The sequence below is a fragment of the Ruegeria sp. ANG10 genome, from assembly GCF_040705255.1.
GTDB lineage: Bacteria > Pseudomonadota > Alphaproteobacteria > Rhodobacterales > Rhodobacteraceae > Ruegeria.
Genome location: NZ_JBFCVU010000003.1, coordinates 568740 through 577745, shown reverse-complemented (window position 1 = coordinate 577745; position 9006 = coordinate 568740). Strand labels below are relative to the sequence as shown.

The following is a 9006-nucleotide window of genomic DNA, read 5'->3' as shown; positions in this document are numbered from 1 at the left end:
CGAAACAAGGCTGCAGCACTGAAATTCCTCAAGAAATTGATGAAGCGGCGCGGTTGCGCCGAAGAGATCGTCACAGATCGCTTCGCTTCTTACAAGGCTGCGCTCAGAGAAATGGGCGCGCTCGAAAGACAAAGGACGGGCAGGTGGCTCAACAACCGCGTCGAGAACTCGCACCTTCCTTTCCGACGACGCGAACGCGCGATGCAGCGTTTCAGGCGCATGCGAAGTTTACAGAAATTCGCCTCCGTCCATTCCTCTGTCTACAACCACTTCAACCAGGAAAGATCTCTCACCAGCCGAGACACCTTCAAGCTGACCCGGGCCGCCACTCTTAGCGAGTGCCGTCAACTTTCTTCCGGATAGGTTCGCGGTTTCCGCGGCAAACTGAGACTGGTTCGAATTAGTCTGACAGCACCGGACAGAATGCTGCGGATCGTAGCGCTTGATTGATGCTTTTCAGCACATGAAATGTTGGCCTTAATCTCTTGAACAGCGCGTTCTCAGTGTTGGGCGGTGGTCAAAAGTCTCTTTGTCCGTCCCGTGTTACAGATACCACGCATAGTTTACTATATCGCGTGACTGCTATCGCCGCCGCGCCCATGGCCGGATCATAAGGGCACTAGTTGAGCGGAATCCCAATCTGAAGGACATCACGCCGGATATCCGACATTAGCGGTCTTCCGGCAAAGCGGCCACACTGGACGCTTACGCACTCGGTATGGGCTTGATTTTAAAGATATCGAACAAGCGTGCAAAAATCACGGCTTTCGAACGCCGCATGTGGCCAGAACTCGTACGTTTTTGCCAGTTCCCGATTTCCGTAAGCAGTCATTGGAGCAGGTGCAGCGAAAGGGCGCTTTGTCCCGCATAGCGGACATTGAGCGAAATCGGCTGAATGTCTGCATCGAGCCCGAAGCGGACATCGCTGCGGCCACAGCGTTCGTCGAAGAGGGCCGAAAGCGGTCATTCGCTGCGAGCGCAAGACAATCAGCCATTAGGGAGAGTAGCAGACCTTGCCCACAGAAAGGAATCTGAAGACAGATCAGATTTACATGCGCGTACAAGTAGTTCTGTGAAGGTCTTAACCACCAGATTTGGTTCGTCACCACGTTTGCGGACGAGCGTGATATGCGACTTCTGATCGAACCGACCATTTCCGACTGAGCGCATTCGTCCCTGACGTACCCAGATATCAGCCAGGCCTTCGGGAAGATAGCCGATGAAACAACCAGTCAGCACCAACATGGCAACGCCTTCGATCTGATGTGCTGTGGCCGTAGAGCGTAAGCCGCGTGAAACCGGCGCAACCTTTTGCTCGTTTAAATAAGCACGATTGCAGAAGTTTGCCTGAGAAAGAAATTCATCAACGGCAGCCTTCGTTCCTGCTTTGAACAATGGATGGGTTTGTCCACAATACAGGCCAATCCGTTCCGTTTTCAGCGGCTCATATATCAACCCCGGTTTTTTATTATGGAACACTCCGATGCCTAAGGCGATATGTCCGTCCTGAACCCCTATCTCGATATCGCCAGGCGCAATTGAATGCAATTCGATGGCTACATCCGGCGCAATGCGAGCAAACTCCGACAAAGCAGGTACGATAGGCGCTTTGTCATTGAAGACCCAATTGTCGATTGCTCCGATAGTCAACCGACCGACCAGTTTCCCACGTGTCCCGTCTACGGTTTCACCAAACAGATCCAATGCCGCAAACAACTTACGAGAGGCTGCATAGACGATTTCTCCTTTGTCGGTTAGGCGGAACCCCTTGCGTCCTCGCTGGCACAGTCTCAGACCCAAGCGAGTTTCGAGATCGGATATCTGGCGCGAAATCGTCGACGCGGACACGTTCAAAACAACTTGTGCTGCCGAAAAACTGCGTGCTTCAACGACGACAGAAAACACGTGCAGCAGATGAATGTCGGCTTTCGATAAGGAAGGAGGCAGCATACATGGCCTTTACTTGTATATTTATGCAAATAATATCTCTTACTTTGTAATTTTATAATTGTAATTGCCGTGCCAAGCTTTGCAATACAAGGAATGAGACCAGAGGAATTGGCACCATGGCGTTGAACGCGGAAAATGCGCCCAAATGGGGAATCAACAACGATTACGCAAAACTCACGGATGTTCTGCTTGGTCGTCCTGAATACTTCAAATGGGTTGAAGCAGGCCCATTGATCGGTCGGACGTTGGCCAATGCGCACAAAACCGGCGCGACTTTTGATCTACAACAGGCGATGTCACAACATGCTGAAATGGTGTCGATTTACGAAGAAAACGGCGTGAACTGTCACTATTTGGACAGTGATCCGGTCCTTCACCGAAATTTTTTCGCCCGCGACAGCTCGGCGATGACCCCCTGGGGCGCTTTGATTTGCCATATGCAGTTGAAGTGTCGGCGTGCGGACTATGCCACTGCGATAAAATTCTACCAGGACAACAATATCCCGATTTGGAAATTTGCGACCGCAGGACACTTTGAAGGCGGTGATTTCAACATAATCGAACCTGGCCGTGTCCTAATTGGCTATTGTGGTGAACGGTCTGAGCAAGAGGGATCGGAACAAGTAGCCGAATTTGTACGCGCCGAGGGTTGGGAGGCAGTCGTTGCCCCAATCAGCCGCGAGTTTGTCCACATGGACGGGTTAATCGTTCCGTTGGCCGAGAAACTTGCCGTGGCCTGCATTGACGCGATGGAGCCTTGGTTGGTGGATGTTATCAAAGGATGGGGCATTGAAATCGTTGATGTCGAGTTCCGCGAAGCTAAAAACCTCGGGGTTAATCTGGTGGCGCTAGGGGATAGCAAGGTACTGTCTATGGCTGGTGCTACCGACCTAAACGCAAAAATGCGGGCCCTTGGGTTCCAGGTCTATGATCCTGATATGTCGATGTTCACCTTGGGCGGCGGCGGCGTTCACTGCCTGTGTCAAGCCCTACATCGCGAGGCCGCATGACCAATATCTGGGCATTAAAGGTGATCGTCCGCGGCAATGTCCGATGGGCATGACATAAATCGGGGCACAGCCTGGTGGAGATTGCATACGTATGGCCTAAACCGACGAACACCGACTGGCGCGCAAGACGTTCCGTCAGATGTGATGAGGGTGAGTGCTATGTCAGTATGACCGGTTGGCCAATATACTTGCCCGCAGGCTAGGCCTAAATCCAGATCTGTCGCCCATTGCCCTTGGCGGGCATCTAGACACGCAACAGCATGGCGGCATTCTAATGAGCAACTACGGTGTTTTTACAGGCTTGGAGATTGTGCATTTTTTTAGAATCATCATACCTAAACGGACGCTCTGAAAGATGTTGCCAACTGGGGCAAGGAAGAAGGATCACTGTTTGCGCCTGCCATGCTGAGTTCAAGCGTTTACGGAGCGAGTTTTGATCTCGATTTGGCACTAAGCCGTTCGGATGTAGACGGGCTTCGGGTTGCTGAAGAACTGGCCCCGATCGGTTATTAGATTGAAGCAAGCATTGGATCGCCCCAGGTTGGTGGGCTTCTTGATGCGTGTCTGTTGCATTAACCTTCGTTACAACAGAAGTACCACTGTCCCAAACGTGAAGAAAACAATAAATCGGCGCAATCTGTTCATAGGATATCGATATCCGCACGACATCATCTTGCTCGAATGTGCTGGTACTGTCGCTACCGGGTGTCCTACTAAGATTGCCGTGGGGCTTTGGGAAACAGGACTACAGACGTACCTTCTGCGCATGGCTCAGCCAGAGAAGATCAGATATGTCACCGCTCATTCTTCGAACGATGAATCACGCCGCAAAGCGGATATCAATGGGTCCCGAACCTAGTTTTCAAACGCCACATCAAAACCCCAGATTTGCTGCAGATAGCCTAAAGTCGCTTCGGACGCCCTTTTGTTCAACGGCACATCATTGCGCATGGAGTGATTTAACCTGAGGTGACGATCGCCCATCAAGTCTACGTCAACGATCTGAATATCGGGGTCGTGTTCCGAAACGTCGAAACCGTGCGCCAAGGTGTCGCGCACTTGGTGATACCCGCGTTCGTCGTGAATCGCATCGACTGTGTAGAAGGGTTTCCCCTCGTCATCAGTCAGTGAAAACATGCGGAACTGGCGCATGACATTGGGGCTAAGGAACTGCTGAATGAAACTCTCGTCGCGATAGTTAGCCCAGGCATCCTTTAATATATCGCGCCACGCACCGCTTCCCGCTATGTCCGGAAACCATTCCCGGTCCTCCTCGGTCGGGTCGGTGCAGATGCGTTGGATATCCTGCATCATCGCGAAACCCAGCGCATAAGGGTTGATCCCCATCGCGTTCGGAGCGTCAAAGTCGGGCTGCGTCAGCACATTGGTATGGCTGTGCAGTATTTCAAGCATGGCACCATCCGTCAGCAGACCGGCGCGGTGCAGCTCGTTGGTGATGTAATAGTGAACGAAGCAGGCGCACCCTTCATTCATCACTTTGGTTTGGCGCTGCGGGTAGAAATACTGTGCTATGTTGCGAACGATACGCAAAACTTCGCGTTGCCAAGACTCCAGAACCGGGCTGTGGCGTTCAACGAAATAAAGCAGGTTTTCTTCTGGCAACCCCATTTCACGCTTGCGTTTCCGTGCCTCTTCATCGGTTTTCGATGACTGTGTGGGATGATCGAAGGCGTCCCACAAATAGTGTACCGCCCGTTCCTCTTCGATACGCCGCTCACGCTGTCTGGTCCTCTCATCCGCGAGCGATGAGTGGGGCGGGCGCCTATGCCGGAAAACGCTGGACGGCATGAGCGCGTGGGCCGCGTCCAGTAATTGCTCAACCTCGCGTTCCCCGTGCTGTTCTTCGCATTGGGTAATAAAGCCGCGCGCGTAGTCGAGGTAGTCGAGAATACCCCGTGCATCACTCCACTGGCGAAACAGGTGATTATTCTTGAAGAAATGATTGTGCCCAAAGGCCGCGTGGGCAATCACAAGGACCTGAAGCGCCATCGTGTTGTCTTCGAGGCAGTACGAAATACAGGGATCGGAATTGATGACGATCTCATAGGCAAGACCGTTTGCGCCCTTGCTGTAGGCTTTTTCTTCGTGAACGAAACGCTTCCCGAAGGACCAGTGCCTATACATGAGCGGCATCCCGGTCGACGAATAGGCATCCAGCATTTGCTGATACGAGATGATTTCTATCTGGTTGGGATAGACGTCAAGTTCGAGATCATCAATCGCCACACATTCGATCGCGTCAAAGCTGCGCTGGATAGTCTCAAAATCCCATTCTGCGCCTTCAAACAGCGGCCCCCTAACTTCGGTCCGATCAGCCATTGGAAACTCCGTTCGTCTTGCGCGCAAACAACTCGTGCAGAACCGGATAGATGTCACTGGCGCGTGCGATCCGTTTCATTGCAAAATTTGGCCAGACCTCTGCGACCTGCCGGTACGAGCGCCACAGTTCCATACCGTTATCTTCGCTGTTCATCAGATTGGCTTCGGTCTCATCGACGATTTCCGTATAGGCGAAATATTGGCAGCACTTCATCAGTTCACTGTTCAGCAGGTCGGCGCACAGTTGCGAATCTCCGCTGAAATTTTCACCATCCGATGCCTGCGCGGCATAGATATTCCACAGTGCGGACGGATAGCGGGCTTCGATAATCTTTTTCATCTCGTTAAGCGCGCTGCTCACGACCGTCCCACCGGTTTGGCGGGAGTGAAAGAAGGTGTCTTCATCGACTTCCGCGGCAATCTGGGTGTGGCGGATGAATACAAGTTCGATCTTGTCGTAGCGTTGCTTGAGGAAAAGATGCAGCAGGACGAAGAACTGCTTAGCAAGGCTCTTCTCCCGCTCTCCCATCGAGGCCGAAACGTCCATCAGGCAGAACATCACCGCATTAGCTGCCGGTTCGGGGCGCATCTCGAAATACTTGTAACGTACGTCCAGCGGATCAATGTAGGGAATGATCTTGCGTCGCCGTAGCATCTTGTCGAGTTGCTCGCGCAGCAACCGCCTTTCCGTCTTTCGCGCCGTATCTGGTTTTTCCAACGCCTCCAGTTCTTCAACCTGTTGCGTAAGAGCCTGTATCTCTGTGTTTGTCGGGCGCCGCATTGCGAGACGTCGCCCGAACGCATTGCGCATTGTTCGCGAAACACTGAGGTTGGCAGGCGTCCCAGCGGCAGTATATCCCATGCGGTGCGGTTTGGAGACGGCAACCTCTTTCAGACTGCGTTTTACCATGTCGGGCAGTTCGAGATCCTTGAAGAACATGGAAAGAAACTCGTCCCGCGACAGGACGAACATGAACTCGTCCTCGCCCTCCCCATCGGGTGTCCCCTCACGTCCACCTTGCCCATCCTGACCCGACGGAGGTTTCTTAAGCCGGTCACCTGCCTTGAACGTCTTGTTTCCGGTTAGAACCCGGTGTCTGGAACCACCTTTGCTGTCATGTTGAAAATGCGGCTCCCCGATCCCTTCTGACGATACCGAGATATTTTCCTGCTGGTCGACATCAGCGATTTTCCGGCGCCGGACACTTTCGTCAACCGCCTCTTTGACGGCAGAGCGAACCCGGCGCAAAAACCGCCTACGGTTCCCAAGGTTCTTATCCTTGGGGTTTAGCCTTCGATCGATGAAATGGGCCATTTGAGCATAGACTCCTCATCCTGCCTTGTTGACCCGCATGTACCATTCAACCAGGCGCCTGACCTGACGGCGCGTGTAGCCGCGGCCGATCATGCGATCAATGAACTCGTTATGCTTGGCTTCGGTTTCCTTGTCCCGCTTGGCGCCAAAGCTGATGACAGGCAGAAGATCCTGAATTTGGCCGAACATGCGCTTTTCGATAACCCTTCTTAACTTTTCATATTTGCGCCAGTCAGGGTTACGACCGCGATTGTTGGCCCGCGCGCGCAGCACGAATTTGACCACTTCGTTTCGGAAATCCTTGGGATTGGAAATTCCGGCCGGTTTTTCGATCTTTTCAAGCTCCTGTTCCAGAACGCCGCGATTGAGAATCTGGCCGGTATCCGGATCCTTGAAGTCCTGATCTTCGATCCATGCATCAGCAAAAGAGATGTATCTGTCAAAAAGGTTCTGACCAAAGTCAGAATAGGATTCCAGATAGGCTTTTTGGATCTCGTTGCCGATAAATTCCGCGTATCGCGGCGACAGATCGTCTTTCATGAAAGATAGATACCGGCTTTCAATCTCGTCGGGGAATTGCTCGCGTTTTACCGCCTGTTCAAGAACATAAAGCAGATGAACCGGGTCGGCGCCCACTTCCTCGGTGTCGTGATTGAAGGTCTCGGACAGCACTTTGAAGGCAAAGCGGGTCGATGTGCCCGTCATCCCCTCGTCCACCCCGGCCGCATCCCGATATTCCTGCACTGATCGCGCTTTGGGATCGGTATCCTTCAGTGTTTCACCATCATAGACGCGGAGCTTAGAAAATGTTGGCGAATTTTCATGCTCTTTCAGCCGAGTCAAAACACTGAACTGGCTCAGGATAGACAGCGTCTCGGGTGCGCAGGGAGATTCACCTAGGCTGCTTTCCTCAAGCAACTTCTCGTAAATCTGGGATTCATCCGAGGCACGCAGGCAATAGGGAACCTTGACCAGACTGATCCGATCCAGAAAGGCCTCGTTGTTCTTGTTGTTTTTGAACTGCTGCCATTCCGCTTCATTCGAATGCGCAACTATCACACCCTGGAAGGGGAAAGCACCGATATTCTCCGTACCAGCATAAGACCCCTCTTGCGTGGCGGTCAGCAACGGATGCAAGACCTTGATCGGCGCCTTGAACATCTCAACGAATTCCATCAACCCCTGCGTGGTGCGGTTCAGAGCACCAGAATAGGAATAGGCGTCCGGGTCGTTCTGGCTGAATTCCTCCAGCTTGCGAATATCGAGTTTCCCGACAAGCGAAGAGATGTCCTGGTTGTTTTCATCGCCCGGTTCAGTCTTCGCAACGCAAATCTGGCGCAGTTTCGACGGGTAGAGTTTGACAACCGAAAATCTGGAAATATCGCCGTCAAACTCCTGCAGGCGTTTGACAGCCCAGGGCGAAATCAATCCGTTCAACAACCGTTTGGGGATATTGTATTTGTTATCTAGAAGATCCCCCATCCGCGCACGGTCGAAAAGGCCAAGCGGCGACTCAAATATTGGGCTGATCTGGTCATCCGCCTTCAGTACATAAATCGGTTGCCGCTCCATCAGGTTCTTAAGGATCTCGGCAAGCGTTGACTTGCCCCCACCGACTGGGCCCAACAGATAGAGGATTTGCTTGCGTTCTTCGAGACCCTGGCTGGCATGGCGGAAAAAGCCAACGATGCGCTCGATGGTTTCTTCGACGCCATATATGTCCTGGAAGGGCTTGTATCGCTTGATTGTTCGATTAAGAAATATGCGACTGAGCCGAGCATCCTGACTGGTATCAATAAGCTCGGGCTCGCCAATCGCAGCGATCATCCGCTCGGCTGCGGTAGCCCGCATAGTTGGGTCTTCACGACATTCCAGCAAATAGTCCTGCAATGTCATTTCGATGAGCTTTGTCCGCCCATACTCTTCTGCAAACTGCTCGAAAATCTCCATTTTCAAAAATTCCTCTAGGTTTCGTACTCCTTCGTCCCAGCGCGCTAAGTTCATCCTAGTCTACCACAAAACTGGTCCGTAATTGTCTAATTTCTAATCACAATTTGTTTCCCGTTCGTTGCTCCGTTGAAACTAGTATTCTTTGAAGCCTGCAATACCTACCTCTACGCGACCCTTTTTGCCGGCTTGGTCGCGCCGACGTTCTATCCTCGATTTGGGTTTACCCCGGCCGGTAAGCAGACGCCGTATCCTGAACTCCTGGCAGACCCGGAAGCACTAATTTCACTTGAGCTGGCGGCAGACTCAGTCGAGACTGCATTACGGTAAAACAATTGCGATCAAACTGTTCATGTACTCGCATTTGGGGGTACACATCACAGCACGGAAGACGCCAAATTCCATGCTTAGCTTAAAGTAATAACCAGACATTCAATTTGGCAA

6 protein-coding genes are annotated in these 9006 nt (G+C 52.3%); 2 read left to right on the top strand and 4 right to left on the bottom strand.

The features are described 5' to 3' along the window. The coding region (locus AB1A64_RS09915) for a DDE-type integrase/transposase/recombinase (RefSeq protein ID WP_366551255.1) at nt 1–363 on the top strand (363 nt) is incomplete at its 5' end. A 624-nt stretch (nt 364–987) separates the two neighbouring features. On the opposite strand, the gene AB1A64_RS09910 is transcribed toward AB1A64_RS09915, so the two are convergent. Further along, the gene (locus AB1A64_RS09910; RefSeq protein ID WP_366551254.1) at nt 988–1950 is read right to left on the bottom strand and encodes a LysR family transcriptional regulator; all 963 of its coding nucleotides are present in this window, start codon (nt 1948–1950) and stop codon (nt 988–990) included. Nucleotides 1951–2066: 116 nt separating this feature from the next. Here AB1A64_RS09910 and AB1A64_RS09905 point away from each other — a divergent pair, with 116 nt between their 5' ends. Continuing rightward, complete coding sequence (locus tag AB1A64_RS09905) at nt 2067–2960, top strand: arginine deiminase family protein (protein WP_170359450.1); 894 nt, start codon at nt 2067–2069, stop codon at nt 2958–2960. A gap of 855 nt (nt 2961–3815) precedes the next feature. Here AB1A64_RS09905 and AB1A64_RS09900 read toward each other — a convergent pair. Genes AB1A64_RS09900 through AB1A64_RS09890 form a run of 3 tightly spaced genes read right to left on the bottom strand, consistent with a single transcriptional unit; the run spans nt 3816 to nt 8565 of the window. Beyond that, a complete protein-coding gene (locus tag AB1A64_RS09900) occupies nt 3816–5300 on the bottom strand; it encodes a SpoVR family protein (RefSeq protein ID WP_366551253.1) in 1485 nt (494 codons plus the stop codon). Continuing rightward, nucleotides 5293–6615 (bottom strand): YeaH/YhbH family protein, encoded by a 1323-nt coding sequence (locus tag AB1A64_RS09895; RefSeq protein WP_366551252.1) that lies wholly within the window; start codon nt 6613–6615, stop codon nt 5293–5295. The genes AB1A64_RS09900 and AB1A64_RS09895 overlap by 8 nt, the downstream gene beginning before the upstream one ends. Before the next feature lie 15 nt (nt 6616–6630). Beyond that, nucleotides 6631–8565, bottom strand: coding sequence for a PrkA family serine protein kinase (locus AB1A64_RS09890; protein ID WP_366551251.1), 1935 nt, complete (start codon nt 8563–8565; stop codon nt 6631–6633). Between the last annotated feature and the right edge of the window lie 441 nt (nt 8566–9006).

Excerpts from the sequence above, each read along its gene's own strand:
- AB1A64_RS09905 (WP_170359450.1), top strand. The coding sequence starts at position 2,067 with ATGGCGTTGAACGCGGAAAATGCGCCCAAATGGGGAATCAACAACGAT.
- AB1A64_RS09910 (WP_366551254.1), bottom strand. The coding sequence starts at position 1,950 with ATGCTGCCTCCTTCCTTATCGAAAGCCGACATTCATCTGCTGCACGTG.
- AB1A64_RS09890 (WP_366551251.1), bottom strand. The coding sequence starts at position 8,565 with ATGGAGATTTTCGAGCAGTTTGCAGAAGAGTATGGGCGGACAAAGCTC.
- AB1A64_RS09900 (WP_366551253.1), bottom strand. The coding sequence starts at position 5,300 with ATGGCTGATCGGACCGAAGTTAGGGGGCCGCTGTTTGAAGGCGCAGAA.
- AB1A64_RS09895 (WP_366551252.1), bottom strand. The coding sequence starts at position 6,615 with ATGGCCCATTTCATCGATCGAAGGCTAAACCCCAAGGATAAGAACCTT.